This is a genomic window from Nocardiopsis sp. CNT312, from assembly GCF_000515115.1.
Taxonomy (GTDB): domain Bacteria; phylum Actinomycetota; class Actinomycetes; order Streptosporangiales; family Streptosporangiaceae; genus Nocardiopsis.
The window spans coordinates 13,611-29,565 of sequence record NZ_AZXF01000012.1; the positions used below are offsets into that span (position 1 = coordinate 13,611).

14 protein-coding genes are annotated in these 15,955 nt (G+C 71.6%); 10 read left to right on the forward strand and 4 right to left on the reverse strand.

All coding sequences use genetic code 11. The features are described from left to right. Window positions 1-12 precede the first annotated feature (12 nt). Window positions 13-726, reverse strand: a complete 714-nt coding sequence (locus tag B042_RS0103870) for a metal-dependent hydrolase (protein ID WP_081748585.1) — start codon at window positions 724-726, stop codon at window positions 13-15. Window positions 727-1,288: 562 nt separating this feature from the next. Here B042_RS0103870 and egtA point away from each other — a divergent pair. From egtA to dapB, 5 genes are all read left to right on the forward strand, one after another. Continuing rightward, window positions 1,289-2,518 carry an ergothioneine biosynthesis glutamate--cysteine ligase EgtA gene (gene egtA, locus B042_RS0103875; RefSeq protein WP_028647141.1) on the forward strand — a complete coding sequence of 410 codons (1,230 nt, stop codon included), beginning with the start codon at window positions 1,289-1,291 and terminating at the stop codon, window positions 2,516-2,518. Then, a complete protein-coding gene (gene egtB, locus B042_RS0103880; protein ID WP_028647142.1) occupies window positions 2,515-3,870 on the forward strand; it encodes an ergothioneine biosynthesis protein EgtB in 1,356 nt (451 codons plus the stop codon). The genes egtA and egtB overlap by 4 nt, the downstream gene beginning before the upstream one ends. After that, complete coding sequence (gene egtC, locus B042_RS21870) at window positions 3,870-4,658, forward strand: ergothioneine biosynthesis protein EgtC (protein ID WP_051415452.1); 789 nt, start codon at window positions 3,870-3,872, stop codon at window positions 4,656-4,658. Before egtB ends, egtC begins: the two co-directional genes overlap by 1 nt. Next, entirely contained in the window at window positions 4,634-5,608 is a 975-nt protein-coding gene (egtD, locus tag B042_RS0103890; RefSeq protein WP_028647143.1) for an L-histidine N(alpha)-methyltransferase, read from the forward strand. The genes egtC and egtD overlap by 25 nt, the downstream gene beginning before the upstream one ends. 67 nt (window positions 5,609-5,675) lie before the next feature. Further along, entirely contained in the window at window positions 5,676-6,422 is a 747-nt protein-coding gene (gene dapB / locus B042_RS0103895) for a 4-hydroxy-tetrahydrodipicolinate reductase (protein WP_081748586.1), read from the forward strand. A 24-nt stretch (window positions 6,423-6,446) separates the two neighbouring features. On the opposite strand, the gene B042_RS0103900 is transcribed toward dapB, so the two are convergent. The 3 genes from B042_RS0103900 to B042_RS0103910 form a co-directional block, all read right to left on the reverse strand. Next, a complete protein-coding gene (locus tag B042_RS0103900; RefSeq protein ID WP_028647145.1) occupies window positions 6,447-6,932 on the reverse strand; it encodes an NUDIX hydrolase in 486 nt (161 codons plus the stop codon). A 29-nt stretch (window positions 6,933-6,961) separates the two neighbouring features. Continuing rightward, window positions 6,962-7,834 (reverse strand): 1,4-dihydroxy-2-naphthoate polyprenyltransferase, encoded by an 873-nt coding sequence (locus tag B042_RS0103905; protein WP_028647146.1) that lies wholly within the window; start codon window positions 7,832-7,834, stop codon window positions 6,962-6,964. Between the two features lie 82 nt (window positions 7,835-7,916). Then, window positions 7,917-8,471 carry an N-acetyltransferase gene (locus B042_RS0103910; protein WP_028647147.1) on the reverse strand — a complete coding sequence of 185 codons (555 nt, stop codon included), beginning with the start codon at window positions 8,469-8,471 and terminating at the stop codon, window positions 7,917-7,919. 77 nt (window positions 8,472-8,548) lie between these two features. On the opposite strand from B042_RS0103910, the gene B042_RS0103915 reads away from it, so the two are divergent. From B042_RS0103915 to B042_RS0103935, 5 genes are all read left to right on the forward strand, one after another. Continuing rightward, complete coding sequence (locus tag B042_RS0103915; protein WP_081748587.1) at window positions 8,549-8,926, forward strand: phage holin family protein; 378 nt, start codon at window positions 8,549-8,551, stop codon at window positions 8,924-8,926. 341 nt (window positions 8,927-9,267) lie between these two features. Beyond that, window positions 9,268-10,239 carry a 4-hydroxy-tetrahydrodipicolinate synthase gene (gene dapA, locus B042_RS0103920; protein WP_028647149.1) on the forward strand — a complete coding sequence of 324 codons (972 nt, stop codon included), beginning with the start codon at window positions 9,268-9,270 and terminating at the stop codon, window positions 10,237-10,239. Beyond that, the gene (locus B042_RS0103925) at window positions 10,236-11,921 is read left to right on the forward strand and encodes a ribonuclease J (RefSeq protein ID WP_028647150.1); all 1,686 of its coding nucleotides are present in this window, start codon (window positions 10,236-10,238) and stop codon (window positions 11,919-11,921) included. Before dapA ends, B042_RS0103925 begins: the two co-directional genes overlap by 4 nt. A gap of 188 nt (window positions 11,922-12,109) precedes the next feature. Continuing rightward, window positions 12,110-14,605 carry a DNA translocase FtsK gene (locus B042_RS0103930; RefSeq protein WP_028647151.1) on the forward strand — a complete coding sequence of 832 codons (2,496 nt, stop codon included), beginning with the start codon at window positions 12,110-12,112 and terminating at the stop codon, window positions 14,603-14,605. Between the two features lie 131 nt (window positions 14,606-14,736). Beyond that, window positions 14,737-15,762 carry a helix-turn-helix domain-containing protein gene (locus tag B042_RS0103935; protein WP_051415453.1) on the forward strand — a complete coding sequence of 342 codons (1,026 nt, stop codon included), beginning with the start codon at window positions 14,737-14,739 and terminating at the stop codon, window positions 15,760-15,762. Window positions 15,763-15,955: the final 193 nt, after the last annotated feature.

Here is a 15,955-nt window from a genome sequence, read left to right on the forward strand (position 1 = left end):
ACGTGCTCTCCGTCAGGCGTTGAGCAGCAGGGCGGGCCAGTCGAAGAGGTAGATCGAGTAGACGATGACACCCGTGGTCAGCAGCGGGGTGATGAACTTCTTCTCCACCGGGCCGTCTGTCACGAAGCCCATGTTCTGCCCGATCTTCTTCTTCCAGAAGGGCCAGAAGAGCGGTACGCCCATCTTCGTGATCATGTCGCCGATGAAGTGCAGGATGCACCCGAAGGCCACCGCCAGGCCCAGCCACGTGTAGTTGGTGCCGATGGTGAACAGGGCGAGGGTGATCGCCGCCGTGGCCAGGGCGTTGATGATCCCCGAGGCGGCCCGGTTCTTCTCCAGGCCGAAGCCCAGCCCCTGGAGGGCCACACCGATCAGCAGGAAGACGAAGACCTGCACGGCCAGCTCCGACCACAGGGCCAGGAGCTGGACGAGCACGCCCATGATGAGAGCGAAGAGGAATGAGTGCGTCCCGTTCCTGTGCCCGCCGAACAGGAACCCGAGCATTCCGCTCAGGGTCTCGGTGACCTTGCCGTAGGTCTTGGTCACCGTCGCGCTCTTGTGGTCGAGGTCGGGCAGCAGGGCGGCCCCGGCGCACACCAGCGCGCCGGCGACGATCTCGCCCGGCCCGAGGTCGAAACTGAGCCAGTAGAACTCCTTCCCCTGGATCAGAGGAACGACCGCCATCCAACCGACCACGCCGCTCAAGGCGTGAGAGTGCCCCATCATGGCGGGAACGGTAGCGGAGCACGGCAATCAGCGCGAATCGAGTCGACTATTCCGGACATCCACATTCACTCATCCTGACGAGAAGCAACCGTGGGTGATGCCGGCCTGAGAGTTCCGTTTCCTTGTGTTCTGCCTTCAGGGCACCGTCGATCGACGGTGGCTTGGAGAGGTGCGCGCCCCGCCCTGGCCGAGGGTGCGGGGCGTCCCCCCTCCCTCCCGGGGCGGGGCGGAGCGCTCCGGGGAAGCCCCCCGCGCACGGCTCCCTAGCGTGTCCGATGTTGGCGGGTCAAGGCCTGGAAGTGGCCGGATCCGGCCGTCGCGGCAGGCGGAGCAGCCCACGGGCGGACCCCTTGGAGGGTGACATGGAACACATTGGAGTGCGCGTGCCTTTCGTCCGCACGTGAACATCCGGAGTGGCCAGGCATGTCGGCGCGCACGCGCCAGACATCACCCTCCAGGCCGGATCCTCCGCCCGATTCCTGGCCACTTCCCAGGTTCGACCGCACCGAGTCATGGGCACAACCCTGGGGCGTCATCCGGAGCAGCGTGTGAGAGGCGTCCCATGGCACACATCACCGAAGACGACGTCCACGACCACATCAACGGGGTCTGCTTCAAGACCGGCCCGCCCGGGAAGGTCGGAGCCGAGACCGAATGGCTCGTCACCGACCCCGCACATCCCGCCGAACCGGTCCGCGTCGACCGTCTCCGCGGCGTGCTCGACACGGGCGGACCGCCGCCCGCCGGAAGCAGGATCAGCTTCGAACCCGGTGGGCAGGTCGAACTCAGCTCTCCCGCCCTGCCCGGCCCGGCCGCGGCCTACACCGCACTCGCCGCCGACCTCGAACACGTGGGCAAGGTTCTGGAGGGGGACGGCCTCCGGCTGTCCGGACAGGCACTCGACCCGGTCCGGCCGCCGCTGCGCCAACTCCGCTCGCCCCGCTACGAGGCCATGGACGGCTTCTACTCCGGCCGACGCCACGCCAGTGGACGCACCATGATGTGCAGCACCGCCTCGGTCCAGGTCTGCCTGGACAACGGCGCCGACGCCGCCGACCTGCGGTCGCGCTGGGAACTCCTCCACCGCCTCGGCCCCGTACTGGTCGCCGCGTTCGCCAACTCCGCCCTCTGGCGCGGACGCCCCACCGGCTGGAAGTCGGCCCGCTGGGCCGTCTGGGCGGCCATCGACTCAGCCCGCACCCGCCCCGTCCTGTCCGGCACCGACCACCGCGACCCCGCCACAGCATGGACCGAGTACGCGCTCAGCGCCCCCGTGATGGCGGTGTCCGCACACGGCACCGACGCCCCCTGGACGGCCGACCCCGGATTCACCCTCGCCGAGTGGCTCCAGGGCCGCGGTCCCCGCCCGGCCACCCTCGCCGACCTCGAACTGCACCTGAGCACCCTCTTCCCGCCCGTACGCCCCCGGGGATGGTGGGAACTGCGCATGATCGACGCCCTGCCCCACCGCTGGTGGCCCGTCCCCATGGCGCTGGCCGCCGCGCTGGTCGACGACCCCGCCGCGCGCGCCACCGCGGAGGAGGCCACCGCCCGCATGTGCGGTGACGGCGCCCCCGCGCCCCGGCTCTGGCTCCGATCGGCGCTGCGCGGTGTCGCCGACCCCCGGATCGGAGCGTGCGCACGCACCTGCCTCGACGCCGCCGTCGACGCACTGCCCCGCATGGGAGCCGCTGAACTCGCCTCCCTCGTCGACGACTACGCGGACCAGTACACCCGGCGGGGCCTGTGCCCCGCCGACACCCGTCCGACCCACGCGGAGGAAGCAGAGTGAACCACGAGCAGGGGACCGTCAAGGAACGCATCGCCGCCGAGCTCGCCGCGAGCCGCCGCCGCAGCAACGGACTGACACTCGAGGCGCTGGACGACGCCGGGCTGCTCGCCCAGCACTCCGAACTCATGTCGCCGCTGGTCTGGGACCTGGCACACATCGGCAACTACGAGGAGCAGTGGCTGCTGCGCGCGGCCGGCGGGCGCGAGGCACTGCGGCCCGACATCGACCAGCTCTACGACGCCTTCGAGAACCCGCGCGTCGACCGCGTCGAACTGCCGCTGCTCACCCCCGAGGAGGCGGCCGACTACAACGACCGGGTGCGCCGCCGCGTCCTCGACGTCCTGGACCGGGCCGACCTCGGCCCCCTCGTGCCCCGGCAGCGCGACGGCTCCGACCCGCGCGGCGCCCTCCTCGACGCGGGGTTCGTCTTCCACATGGTCATCCAGCACGAGCACCAGCACGACGAGACCATGCTCGCCACCCACCAGCTCCGCAAGGGCGAGCCCGTGCTGCTGGAGGAGACCGCCGACGTGGCGCCCCTGCGCCCGCCCGCCGAACCGGAGGTGCTCGTCCCCGGCGGGCCGTTCACCATGGGCACCGCCGACGACCCCTGGGCCTACGACAACGAACGCCCCGCCCGCACCGTCGACCTGCCGCCGTACTGGATCGACACGCGCCCCGTCACCAACGCCGAGTACCAGGCCTTCATGGCCGACGGAGGCTACCGGACCCGCCGCTGGTGGTCGCACGAGGGATGGGAGTGGGTCCGGCGGCGCGAGGCCGCCTCCCCGGCGTTCTGGCGCCGCGAGGGCGACGACCAGTGGTCGCGCCGCAGGTTCGGCCGCCTGGAGATGGTGCCCCCGGAGGAGCCCGTCCAGCACGTCAACTACCACGAGGCGCAGGCCTACGCCCGCTGGGCGGGCAAGCGCCTGCCCACCGAGGCCGAATGGGAGAAGGCCGCGCGCTTCGACCCCGCCACGGGCCGCTCCACTCGCTACCCGTGGGGCGACACCGAGCCCGGTCCCCTGCACGCCAACCTCGGCCAACGCCGGCTCGGCCCCACGGCCGCGGGCCGCCACCCCGACGGGGCCTCCCCGCTGGGCGTGCACCAGCTCATCGGCGACGTGTGGGAGTGGACCTCCACCACCTTCACCGGATACCCCGGGTTCAGGGCCTTCCCGTACCGGGAGTACTCCGAGGTGTTCTTCGACGACGGGTACAAGGTGCTGCGCGGCGGCTCGTGGGCCACACACCCCACGGCGGTGCGCTCCACCTTCCGCAACTGGGACTTCCCCATCCGGAGGCAGATCTTCAGCGGGTTCCGCTGCGCACGCGACGCCGAGCCCGCCTGATGTGCCGACACCTCGCCTACCTCGGGCCGCCGCGTACGGTGCACGACCTGCTGTACGCGGCGCCCCACGCCCTGCTCGTCCAGTCCTGGGCGCCCCGGATACAGCGACACGGCACCGTCAACGCCGACGGGTTCGGCGTCGGCTGGTACCCCGGCCCCGGCGAGCCGCTGCGCTACCGGCGCGCCATGCCGATGTGGGGCGACGCCTCCTTCGCCGACGCCGCCCGGTCCATCTCCTCCGGATGCGTCGTGGCCGCGGTCCGCGACGCCACCGTCGGCTTCGGGTCGGAGGAGTCGGGTGCCCAGCCCTTCCGCGCCGACCGGCTGCTGTTCAGCCACAACGGCGCCGCCGAGGACGACGAGGCGCTCGCCGCCGCGCTGTCCGGCCCCCCGCCGCCCGGGGCGCTGGACGCCCGCGCCCCCGTGGACTCGGCCCCGCTGTTCGCGCACACGGTACGGCTGTGGCGCTCCTCCGGCGACCTGGCGGGCACCCTGGCCGCCGTGGTCGCCCGCGCCCGCGAGCACTCCGCGGGCCGGTACAACCTCCTGGCGAGCGACGGCGCCTCGATCGCCGCCACCGCCGCCGGGGACACGCTCTTCACCCTGCGCGAACCCGGGGGAGGGGTCTTCCTGGCCTCCGAACCCTTCGACGACCGTCCCGACTGGCGCGAGGTGCCCGACGAATCGGTGGTTCTCGCCACCGCGGAGCGCACCCTGACGCGCCCTCTGACGGAGCACGCCCCACCACCACACCAGGAGGCAGTATGTTCCGGATCGACCGAAACCTGACCGCCGACGACCTCGACAAGGCCCTCCGCGAGGACGTCGCCGAGGGACTCACCGCCTCCCCCAAGCGGCTCCCGCCCAAGTGGTTCTACGACGAACACGGCAGCGCCCTGTTCGAGGACATCACCGCGCTGCCGGAGTACTACCCCACCCGCGCCGAGCGCTCGATCCTCGCCGAGCGCTCCGACGAGATCGCCGACGCCGCCGACGCCGAGGTCCTCATCGAACTCGGCTCCGGCTCCGGCGTGAAGACCCGCCTCCTGCTCGACGCCATGCTCCGCCACGGCCGCATCACCGGATTCGTCCCCGTCGACGTCAGCGGCGACTTCCTCGCAGCCTCGGCCGCCGAGCTCGCCGGGGACTATCCAGGACTGGACGTGCACGCCGTCGTCGGCGACTTCGAGGAGCACCTCGGGCTGCTCCCCGCGGCCCGTGACGGCGGACGCCGCCTCCTCGCCGTCCTGGGCTCCACCATCGGCAACCAGGAACCCAGGGCCCGTGCCGCCTTCCTCCGCGACGTCAGAGGCGTCCTGGACGCCGGGGACTCCCTCCTGCTCGGTACCGACCTCGTCAAGGACCCCGCCCGCCTCGTCGCCGCCTACGACGACGCCCAAGGGGTCACCGCCGCTTTCAACCGCAATGTCCTGCGCGTCATCAACCACCGGCTGGGGGCCGATTTCGACCCGGCCGCCTTCGACCACGTCGCCCTGTGGGACGCCGAACGGGAGTGGATCGAGATGCGCCTGCGCGCCCGCACCGCCCAGCGCGTCCGGGTCGCCGACCTCGGCCTGTCCGTCGGCTTCGCCGAGGGGGAGGAGATGCGCACGGAGATCTCCGCCAAGTTCCGCCGCGAGGGCCTGGGCACCGAACTGGAGGGGGCCGGGTTCGCCCCCGCCCGCTGGTGGACCGACCCCGCCGACGACTTCGCACTCGTCCTGGCCACCGCCCGCTGACCGCCGGCGACGGGCCGACCACAGCGTGGACGACCGGCGGCGTCCCCGGCTCCGGTACGGTGGTGCCGTGTTCAAGGTAGGGGTTTTCGGCGCCGACGGGCGCATGGGGTCAGAGGTCGTCAAGGCGGTTCAGGGCGCAGACGACATGGAGTTCACCGCGGGCGTCGACACCGGCGACGACCGCGACAGGGTGCTGGGGTCCGACTGCGTCGTCGACTTCACCCACCCCGACGCGGTGATGGACCACCTGGAGTGGCTCATCGGCCACGGCATCCACGCCGTCGTCGGCACGAGCGGATTCGACGAGGCCAGGCTGGCGAAGGTGCGCGCCATGCAGGCCGCCGCCGGGTCCGGCGCCAAGGTCCTCGTCGCCCCCAACTTCGGCGTGGCCGCCGTCCTCATGATGGACTTCGCGCGCAGGGCCGCCCCCTACTTCGACTCCACCGAGATCGTCGAACTGCACCACCCGAACAAGGCCGACGCCCCCAGCGGCACCGCCTATCGCACCGCCGAACTCGTCGCCCAGGCGCGGCGCGAGGCCGGTGCCGCCCCGATGCCCGACGCCACCACCTCGGAGATCCCCGGGGCCCGCGGTGCCGACGTCGACGGCGTCCGCGTCCACGCACTGCGCATCTCCGGGCTCATCGCCCATCAGGAGGTCGTGTTCGGCACCGACGGTGAGACCCTCAAGATCCGGCACGACTCCATGAACCGCGCCTCCTTCATGCCGGGCGTGCTGCTGGGCGTGCGACGGGTCGCCGACCTGCCCGAGCCGCTCACCCTCGGACTGGAACCGCTCCTGGGTCTGGAGTAGCTGGAGTAGGAGGGGCCCGCCCGATCAGGGGGACGACAGCACCGGTGTGCCGTCCTCCAGGTAGAGCGGGCCGCCGCCGTCGGCCACCGACAACGCGGCGAGCATCCGCCGCGCCGCGTTCGCCGACAGCACCCCGTGCAGGTCGGCCGGGTCGTGCCACGCCCACCCCGACAGCTCCTCGGGCGGCAGCCGCAGCTCGGCGCCCTCGGGGAGTTGGGCGGTGAACAGCCACTGCACCGCCGCGGTGCGCGGCGGGCGCGCCGGAACCCAGTCCACGGCGGCCAGGCGCACCACACGCGCCGCCACCCCCAGTTCCTCGCGCAGCTCCCGCAGGCAGGCCGCCAGCGGCGACTCGTCCTCCTCGATCACCCCGCCGGGGATGCCCCACGGCTGCTCGGGGACGTAGACGCGCTCCACCAGCAGCACACGACCGGCGGGCGAACGGATCACCGCGCCCGCCGCCCCGCGCGTGGCGGGCAGGTTCGCGAAGAACTCCTCCTCGGTTTCCACGCCCCCGACCCTAGCGAAGGGGACCCTGGTCAGCCCAGGGCGATCCCGACCGAGAACAGCACCCCGAACGCCATCTGGAGCTTGCCGGTCTCGCCCAGCCCCAGCACCAGGTCGCGGCCGGTCTGCCCGCCCAGCACCCGTCGCAGTGGGGCCACCGCCAGCGGCAGTGACAGCAGGACGAGCACCACCCACCAGGACAGCGGTGCCAGGGACAGCGCCCCCAGGTAGGCGGTTGCGATCGCGCCTGTGTACAGCCGCCGCGTCCGCACCTCGCCCAGCCGCACCGCCAGGGTGATCTTGCCGGTCTCCCGGTCGGTGGGAATGTCCCGCAGATTGTTGATCACCAGCACCGAGCACGACAGCAGCCCCACCGGCACCGCCGCCACCCACGCCTGCCACGGAGCCGAACCCACCTGCACGAACACGGTACCCACCACGGCCACCAGGCCGAAGAACACGAACACCGACACCTCGCCCAGGCCCCGGTACCCGTACGGGGAGCGCCCGCCGGTGTAGTACCAGGCGGCGGCGATCGCGACCGCGCCCACCGGCAGCAGCCACCACGACGACACGGCCACCAGCACCAGGCCCACGACGGCCGCGACGGCGAAGCTCGCCAGCGCCGCCGCCAGCACCTGGCGCGGCGGGGCGAGCCCGGCCGCGGTCAGCCGCACCGGCCCGGACCGCTGTTCGGTGTCGGTGCCCCTGACACCGTCGCTGTAGTCGTTGGCGAAGTTCACCCCGATCTGGAGCGCCACCGCCACCGCCATCGCCAGCAGAGCCTTCCACCACACGAACCCGTCCAGGGCCAGGGCCAGGGCGGTGCCCGCCGCGATGGGGACGACCGAGTTCGGGAAGGTGCGGGGGCGCGTCCCCGAGACCCATTGACTGAACGTGGCCACGCGGCGGTCCTCCCACGACTTCACTTACCGAACAGTAGTCCCTTCACGGTAGCCGCTGTCCGCGGGCGGTCCGCCCGGACCACTACTCCCCGATGGCGGCGTGCAGGCGCACCATCGGCAGCCGCTCGCCCAGGTCGATCTCCCGCCGGGCCCCGTCCGCGCGCCACCCGCACGACTCGAAGAACGCGCGCAGGGCGTTGCCGGCCTCCGGCACCCACACGTGGACGGTCGCGCAGCCGGACTCCACGAGCTGGTCCACCGCCGCGTTCAGCAGGCGGCTCCCGTGCCCCCGGCGCACATGCCCCGGGTCCACGTGCAGCGCGAACACCTCCGCGTCCCTGGCGGGCCACAGGTCGGGGTCCCCGGCCGGACCGAACGCGGCGAAGCCCGTCACCGTCCGTTCCCCGTCGATCAGGTCCGTGGCCACCACCAGCCGGTGCTTGGACGTGGGCGGGGACTCCAGCGCTGCGGTCCACTGCGCGTGGAAGCTGGCGCGCGCCTGCGGTCCGGACATCTCCGCCAGGACCTCCCCGGGGATCAGGTCCCCGTACACCGCCCGCCACGACTCCACCTGGACGGCCACGACGGCGTCCACGTCGGAGGTGCGGGCGGGGCGGACGAACTGGGCGCCGGACACGGGCGGCCTCCTTGTCGAGGCAAGATCATCGTGATCGGAGTTTCCCGACCTTGCCATGGCATGGGAACATCTACGTCGTGAGCCTCATTATCAGAGTTATCGTGAACGCGCTCGCCCTTTGGGCGGCTGTCTTCCTCATCGACGGCGTCGACGTCACGGCCCAGGACACCTTCGGGCAGATCCTCGTCTACCTTGGTGTGGGTGTGATCTTCGGCCTGGTCAACGCGATCATCAAACCGATCGTGAAGGCCGTGGGATGCCTGTTCTACGCCCTGACCCTGGGACTGATCGGGCTGGTCGTCAACGCGCTGCTCCTTCTGCTCACGGGGTGGATCGCCGGACAGGTCGGCCTCGCCTTCGAGGTCGAGTGGTTCTGGCCGGCGTTCTGGGCGGCGATCGTCATCTCCGTCGTCAGTTGGCTGCTGGGGCTGTTCCTGCCCGACGGCGACGACTGACCCATCCCCCCTGACCTCCCGTTCCCGTCGCCCTGACCTGCGGCGGATCCGGGCCCGCCCGCGTGGGGCGGGTCCGGAGGGGGTAGGTTCACTTCCCGGGCCCCCTACCTCGACCCACGAGGACGGGCGGACCCGCAACGGCACCGCGGCGCCGACCGCGGAGCCCACACGATCTTTCCCGCGACCGGAGCGGACTCCACCGGTCGCGGCGGCGGTACGCGGTGCCGCAGACCCGCGCCCGCGCACGGGTTCTTTCGACTGTTGACACACCGACGAGAGGGGGAGGGGCACCCCGGGCCACCACGCACACGAGGCGGGCGGCCCGGAAGCCTGAAGAAGCCATGACGGACACGAAGAACCGTCCCTTCGGCAAGATGCTGACCGCGATGGTCACGCCCATGCTCGAAGACGGGGAAATCGACTACGACGGCGCGGCCCGACTGGCCACGTACCTGGTCGACGAGCAGAACAACGACGGCCTCATCATCAGTGGGACGACGGGGGAGTCGCCCACCACCAGCGACGACGAGAAGGACCGGCTCCTTCGCACGGTCCTGGAGGCGGTCGGCGACCGCGCCACCATCGTGGCCGGTGTGGGCACCAACGACACCCGCCACAGCGTCAGGCTCGCCAGGGGCGCGGAGAAGGCCGGGGCGCACGGCCTTCTCGCCGTGACCCCGTACTACAACAAGCCCCCGCAGGAAGGGCTCATCCAGCATTTCACGACGATCGCCGACACCACCGAACTGCCGGTGATGCTCTACGACATCCCCCACCGCACGGGGACGCCGATCGCCTCCGAGACACTGGTCCGGCTGGCCGACCACCCGCGCATCGTCGCCAACAAGGACGCCAAGGACAACGTCGGCGCCAGCTCGTGGGTGATGGAGCGCACCGACCTCGCCTACTACTGCGGCACCGACATCCTCAACCTCCCCCTGCTGTCGGTGGGGGCCGCCGGGTTCGTCAGCGTCTGCGGCCACATCGTCGGCAAGGACCTGCACGACATGATCGACGTCTTCGAGAGCGGAGAGGTCGGCCAGGCACTGGCCATCCACCGCCGCCTCACGCCCGTCTACACGGGGATGTTCCGCACCCAGGGCGTCATCACCACCAAGGCGGTGCTCAACCTGTTCGGCCTGCCCGCCGGTCCGGTGCGCACCCCCCTGGCGGAGGCCTCCAACGAGCTCACCGCGCTCCTGCGCGAGGACCTGGCCGCGGCCGGCGTCAAGGGCCCCATCGGCCTCGCTCCCCACCAGGCCGTTCCCGCCAGCGCCGTCCACGTCGAGCGCCTGGCGGAGGGGTCGCTGTGAGCCACCCGCACCCCGAACTGGGGCCCCCGCCGCCGCTCGGCGACGGGGCCCTGCGCGTCGTCCCGCTGGGCGGCCTCGGTGAGATCGGCCGCAACATGACGGTCTTCGAGTACGGCGGCCGCCTGCTCATCGTCGACTGCGGTGTCCTCTTCCCCGAGGAGGAGCAGCCCGGCGTCGACCTCATCCTGCCGGACTTCGACTACATCCGGGACCGGCTCGACGATATCGAGGCGGTCGTGCTCACCCACGGGCACGAGGACCACATCGGCGGGGTCCCCTTCCTGCTGCGCGAGCGCCCCGACATTCCGATCGTCGGATCCAAGCTCACCCTGGCGCTGATCACCGCCAAGCTCGGTGAGCACCGTATCAAGCCCGAGACGTTCCTGGTGGAGGAGGGCGAGCGGCACGACTTCGGCCCCTTCGGTCTGGAGTTCTTCGCGGTCAACCACTCCATCCCGGACGCACTGGCGGTCGGTATCCGTACCCCCGCTGGCACGGTGCTGCACACCGGCGACTTCAAGATGGACCAACTGCCGCTGGACGGGCGCCTCACCGACCTGGGCGGCTTCGCGCGCTTCGGTGACGAGGGCGTGGACCTGCTGCTGTCGGACTCCACCAACGCCGAGCAGCCCGGGTTCGTCGTCAGCGAACGCGACCTGAACGAGGCCATCGACAAGGTCTTCCGCACCTCCGACAAGCGCGTGGTGGTGGCCTGCTTCGCCTCCCACGTGCACCGCGTGCAGCAGGTCATCGACGCCGCCGTCAAACACGGGCGCAAGATCGCGTTCGTGGGCCGCTCCATGGTCCGCAACATGAACATCGCGCGCGACCTGGGCTACCTCAGCATCCCCGGCGGCACCATCGTCGACGTCAAGCAGCTCGACGACCTGCCGCCCGAGGAGGTCCTGCTGGTGTGCACCGGCTCGCAGGGCGAGCCCATGGCCGCCCTGAGCCGCATGGCCAACCGGGACCACCAGATCCGGATCGAGCAGGGCGACACCATCCTGCTCGCCTCCTCGCTGATCCCGGGCAACGAGAACTCCGTCAACCGGGTCATCAACGGCCTCACCCGCTGGGGCGCCAAGGTCGTGCACAAGGGCAACGCCCTGGTCCACGTGTCCGGACACGCCTCCGCGGGTGAACTGCTGTACGTGCTGAACATGGTGCGTCCGCGCAACTTCCTGCCCGTGCACGGCGAGTGGCGGCACATGCGCGCCCACGCCGAGCTCGCCCAGCTCGCCGGCGTCCCCAAGGACCGCATCTCCATCGCCGAGGACGGCGTCGTCGTCGACCTGTACAAGAACCGTGCCAAGATCGTCGGCGCGGTCCAGGCCGGATACGTCTACGTGGACGGCTCCTCGGTCGGCGACGTCTCCGAGGCCTCGCTCAAGGACCGCCGCATCCTCGGCGAAGAGGGGTTCATCTCCGTGGTCGTGGCCGTGGACTCCACCACCGGCAAGATCCTCGGCGAACCCGAGATCCACACCCGCGGAGCGGGCATCGCGCCCGACGCCTACGACGACGTCATCGACCGCCTCCAGGCAGCCCTCGACAAGGCCGCCGCCGACGGCGTCAACGACCCGCACCAGCTTCGCCAGCTCGTCCGGCGCAGCGCGGGACGCTGGGTGAACGAGACCTACCGTCGGCGCCCCATGATCATCCCGGTCCTGGTGGAGGTCTGACCGGGTCCGACCCGTGCACGGCCCGAGGCGCAGCCGGCGCCGCCGGGCCGTGCGCTCTTCACGGGACCGAACAGGGGACACGCCGCGTGAAATCCGACGGCATGGCACCGCCCTAGTAAAATGGCCGGGCGCGGCGTGCCGCCCTGCCCGCCGGAGTCGAACGAGGCGTCTCTTGGAGGTAACCCCCGATGGCCCCGCGCTCCACCCCCTCCGGGCGCTCCAAGCGGAAGGGGTCCTCGGCCCCGAGGATGCCCGACGGACCCATCGCCTACGCCTTCACCATGCTCGGAGAGCTCATGCTGGTGCTGTGGAAGATCGTGGCGCACACCGTCGGAGGCGCCGCCCGCGCGGTGGGACGCAGCGCCCGCGGCCTCGACCCCGACCTTCGCAGGGACGGCCTGGGGCTGGTCCTGCTCGCCACCGGACTGCTCATCGCCGGCGCCGTGTGGTGGCAGAGCGAGGGCCTGCTGCTGGAGGTCACCCGGGCCGTGGTGGTCGGCGCTTTCGGTACGTTCTCCCCGATCCTGCCCCTGCTGTTCCTGCCCCTGGCTGTCAGGCTGATGCGCACCCCCGGCACCGTCCGGGAGGGCGACGCCGGACGCCTGTTCATCGGCGGCACGGCGATCATGCTCGGGCTGTTGGGGCTCATCCACATCGGACACGGCGTGCCGGGCCCCTCCGACGGCCTGGAGGCGCTCATGGGCTCGGGCGGGCTCATCGGCTTCGTGGCCTCCGGCCCGCTCAGCGCCGTCATCACCCCCTGGCTCACCGGCCTGCTCCTGCTGCTGGTCCTGCTCTTCGGGATCCTTGTCGTCACCGCCACCCCCATCCGGCGCATCCCCGAACGGCTCAACGCGCTCTTCGGTGCCCTCATGGAGCGCGACGGCGGACCCGACTCCGGCCTGGGCATCCTGGGTGACGGGTCCGACAGGGGCAAGGGCAGGCCGCGGCGCGGACCCAAGCGGCGCCCCGGCAAGGGCGAGACGGTGGCCGGGGACCACGAGCGCCCCTATGACAGCCCCGTCCTGCCCGGCGACCGCGACCAGGCGCCACTGACCCCCGCCCTCGGCGACGACGAGGAGGCGGAGCGGGACGGGAAGGGACGGGGGAGGAAGCCCGCTCCGGGCCAGGGCTCTTCCCGCAAGCGCGGCAGGGCCCCCGACCCCTCGCCGCCGCCCGAGGCCACCGAGCAGCTCTCCATCCCCTCCCGCGTGGTGGAGGGCGACTACGAACTGCCGCCGCCCGCGGCGCTCAAACCCGGCAGCCCGGCCAAGCCGCGCACCAGGGCAAACGACGCCGTGGTCGAGGCGCTGTCGGGCGTGCTCACCCAGTTCGGTATCGACGCCCAGGTCACCGGCTTCACCCGCGGCCCCACCGTGACGCGCTACGAGATCGAGCTGGGACCGGCGGTCAAGGTCGAGAAGGTCACCGCGCTGGCCAAGAACATCTCCCTGGCCGTCAAGAGCGCCGACGTGCGCATCCAGTCGCCCATCCCCGGCAAGTCCGCCATCGGCGTGGAGATCCCCAACACCGACAAGGACATCGTCAGCCTGGGTGACGTGCTGCGCTCGTCCTCGGCCACCGCGGACGACCACCCGATGCTCGTCGGACTCGGCAAGGACGTCGAGGGCACCAACGTGGTCGCCAACCTCGCCAAGATGCCGCACGTGCTGGTCGCGGGTGCCACCGGAGCCGGTAAGTCGACCTGTATCAACGGGCTCATCACCTCGCTGATGATGCGTGCCACCCCCGACGAGGTGCGCATGATCCTCGTTGACCCCAAACGGGTCGAACTGACCATGTACGAGGGCATTCCACACCTGATCACCCCCATCATCACCAACCCCAAACGGGCTGCGGAGGCCCTCCAGTGGGTCGTGGGCGAGATGGACCGGCGCTACGACGACCTGGCCGCCTCCGGCTACCGCCACGTCGACGACTTCAACGCCGCCGTGCGCGCGGGCGAGCTCACCGCGCCCCCCGGCAGCGAACGCGAATACATGCCCTATCCCTACCTGCTGGTCATCGTCGACGAGCTCGCCGACCTCATGATGGTCGCCCCCCGCGATGTCGAGGACGCCGTCGTGCGCATCACCCAGCTGGCGCGCGCCGCCGGCATCCACCTGGTGCTCGCCACCCAGCGGCCCAGCGTCGACGTCGTCACCGGCCTGATCAAGGCCAACGTGCCCTCCCGCCTGGCATTCGCCACCTCCAGCCTCTCCGACAGCCGCGTGATCCTCGACCAGGCCGGTGCCGAGAAGCTCGTCGGCAAGGGCGACGCGCTCTTCCTGCCCATGGGCGCGGGCAAGCCGATCCGGCTCCAGAACGCCTGGGTGTCGGAGAAGGAGATCCGGGCGGTCGTCGAGCACTGCAAGAAGCAATCGGAACCGGACTACCGCGAGGACGTCGCCACCGCGGAGACCAGGAAGAAGGAGGTCGACGAGGACATCGGCGACGACCTCGACCTCCTGGTGCAGGCCGTGGAACTGGTGGTCACCACCCAGTTCGGCTCCACCTCCATGCTCCAGCGCAAGCTGCGCGTGGGCTTCGCCAAGGCCGGGCGGCTGATGGACCTTATGGAGAGCCGCGACGTGGTCGGTCCCAGCGAGGGCTCCAAGGCCCGCGACGTCCTCGTCACCCCCGACGACCTCCCCGCCGTCCTGGAGGACCTCCGCGGCGGATGAGGCCCGCTCGGGGCGGTCTCTCCGTTTTTGGGATGGTTTTTGATCCTCTCTTGGGCGTGGTGACCTGCGCGAACCCGACTCTGATAGCAGAGTGGAGACGTGTGAGTGCCCACAGTAGCGGGGGAGTGTGCATGGCGACGATCGGTCAGACCCTGGCGGCGGCCCGAGCGGCCTCCGGGCTCACGGTCGCGGACCTCAGCACCCGTACACGCATCCGGGTTCCGGTCCTGCTGGGTATCGAGGCGGAGGACTTCCACCCCTGCGGCGGTGACTTCTATGCCCGCGGCCACATCCGCGGCCTCTGCCGCGCCCTCGGCATGGACCCCGCACCGCTCCTGGAGGAGTTCGACCGCGAGCACGCGGGCCGCGACAGACCCGCCTTCGCCCCCCTCCCCCGTCGCTCCCAGACGCCCCCGGAGCACGCCGGGGACGACCGGGAACAGGTGCACGTGGCGCCACGAGGCACCCCGCAGGAGGGAGGCGGCACCGATTCCGCCGAGGGCTCCGAGCGCTGGGGCCACTTCGAACGCCGACAGCACTTGCCCGTCTCCGTCCGCGGGAGAGTGCCCCGGCGCGGCACCGTCCCCGCGCCCCGTACGAGCCCGGAGGGCCCGAGCGGGCGCCGCCCGCGAGAACGCCGTCCGGCCCCCCGACCGGCCGTCAGCGCCACCCGCCGCTCCGACCGGGTCCGCCGCATCTGGCCCTGGGCCGTGGTCGGTATCATCCTCGCCCTGGCGGTCCTCGCGGGGGTACGCGCCTGGAACGACTGGGAGAGGGGACAGGACCTGCGCTCGGCCTTCGAAGCCGGACTGGGCAGTTCCGAAGCGCTCTCCCCGGACGGCGGCCCCACACCGGCCGCCCCGCGCGAGGGCACCGTCGCCGAGGGTACTGCCGCCGGGAACACCGAGACCACCATCGGCCTCACCGCCACCGAACGCAGTTGGCTCCAGGTCTCCCGTTCCGACGGCACCCCCCTCTACACGGGGTTCCTCCTGGCGGGGGACACCCGCACCTTTACCACCCCGGACACCCTCGAACTGTGGGTCGGCAACGCCAACACCCTCGACCTCAGCGTCGACGGACGCGGCATGGGTCCCCTCAGCGCGGAGAGGGAGGTCACGACCGTCACCGTCGGAGCCGACGGTGTCGTGCACTGAGGCACACCGCACCGATACCCCGCCGTGTTCGTGCTGCCCCGCGGGCCCGCCCGTCACCCACCCCCAAGGACGTCTTCGGCGCGGTTCTCCTCCGGGGCGCTCGGGCGCTGTCTGGAGCCGGACGGGCGGGTACGTGCGGGTGGGCCGCGCGCGGTAGTGTGGGGGGCTGTGGGCGGTGCCGGTCGGCGCCAAG

Coding starts and splice junctions, on each gene's coding strand:
- dapA (WP_028647149.1), top strand. CDS start 9,268: ATGACGGACACGAAGAACCGTCCCTTCGGCAAGATGCTGACCGCGATG.
- B042_RS0103935 (WP_051415453.1), top strand. CDS start 14,737: ATGGCGACGATCGGTCAGACCCTGGCGGCGGCCCGAGCGGCCTCCGGG.
- egtA (WP_028647141.1), top strand. CDS start 1,289: ATGGCACACATCACCGAAGACGACGTCCACGACCACATCAACGGGGTC.
- egtD (WP_028647143.1), top strand. CDS start 4,634: ATGTTCCGGATCGACCGAAACCTGACCGCCGACGACCTCGACAAGGCC.
- B042_RS0103870 (WP_081748585.1), bottom strand. CDS start 726: ATGATGGGGCACTCTCACGCCTTGAGCGGCGTGGTCGGTTGGATGGCG.
- egtC (WP_051415452.1), top strand. CDS start 3,870: ATGTGCCGACACCTCGCCTACCTCGGGCCGCCGCGTACGGTGCACGAC.
- B042_RS0103930 (WP_028647151.1), top strand. CDS start 12,110: ATGGCCCCGCGCTCCACCCCCTCCGGGCGCTCCAAGCGGAAGGGGTCC.